Here is a 683-nt window from a genome sequence, read left to right as displayed (position 1 = left end):
TATATCAACCTCCTTTTTATCTTGAATAATTATTTTAGCAATACCCATAATTTTTGTATTTAAATTTAGTAAAAATTGTAAGTCTTTTTTAGAGATTATGTTTTCTATATCTTTTTTAAAATTATTTAGATTTAAATTTTCACTAGATAAAAACTGCATAAGTCTGTTTAAAAATATAGGTTGAGGAAGTATCATAGCTCGTGTAATCCTAATTTTTTAAGCTCTTCTAAACTCATAGCTCTAATTAAAACCCTTTCTTCTGATTGTATTAAAGAAAATTCTTGTAATTTTTCTAAAGCTTCTTTATACTCTAAATATCCTAAAGGCTTATCTTCACTAATGCTGAAAAAACTTAGCCTCCATTCTACTTCTTCATCTTCATTATCTAGTTTGAAATTTTCCCAAGGTTCTTTAAATAAAATAGTGTCTGTATCTTCACTAAGGGTAAAATTTATTATTGTTCCATTTGGTATTTCATAAAGTTTAGGCATAGCTTCATAAGCTTCTTCCCAACGTTTTTGTAAAAAGTTTAAGCCTTCCATAAAATATCCTTGTGTTAAAATAGCATTATAACTAAAAATTTTTATATTAAATCATAAGGAAAGTATTTATATAAAGCTAATCTTATTTTGTTTAATCATTCTGGCACGATTGATAAGAGCATAAAGGGCTAGAAATTCATC

Annotated in this window: 1 protein-coding gene and 1 pseudogene; both read right to left on the bottom strand. The window is 25.5% G+C overall.

The features are described 5' to 3' along the window. Positions 1-195 (bottom strand): annotated as a pseudogene (locus ACOTVC_RS08965) (hypothetical protein); the annotation flags it as partial. Then, positions 192-542 carry a hypothetical protein gene (locus ACOTVC_RS08960; RefSeq protein ID WP_214099787.1) on the bottom strand — a complete coding sequence of 117 codons (351 nt, stop codon included), beginning with the start codon at positions 540-542 and terminating at the stop codon, positions 192-194. The gene ACOTVC_RS08960 and the pseudogene ACOTVC_RS08965, both read right to left, overlap by 4 nt. Positions 543-683: the final 141 nt, after the last annotated feature.

It is taken from the genome of Campylobacter sp. GB48 (assembly GCF_049221845.1).
GTDB lineage: Bacteria > Campylobacterota > Campylobacteria > Campylobacterales > Campylobacteraceae > Campylobacter_D > Campylobacter_D lari_C.
The sequence above is the reverse complement of the archived record's forward strand: the minus strand, read 5'-3'. Positions and strand labels throughout refer to the sequence as shown.

Bases quoted from the DNA above. Each gene is read 5' to 3' on its own strand.
- ACOTVC_RS08960 (WP_214099787.1), bottom strand. From the start codon at position 542: ATGGAAGGCTTAAACTTTTTACAAAAACGTTGGGAAGAAGCTTATGAA.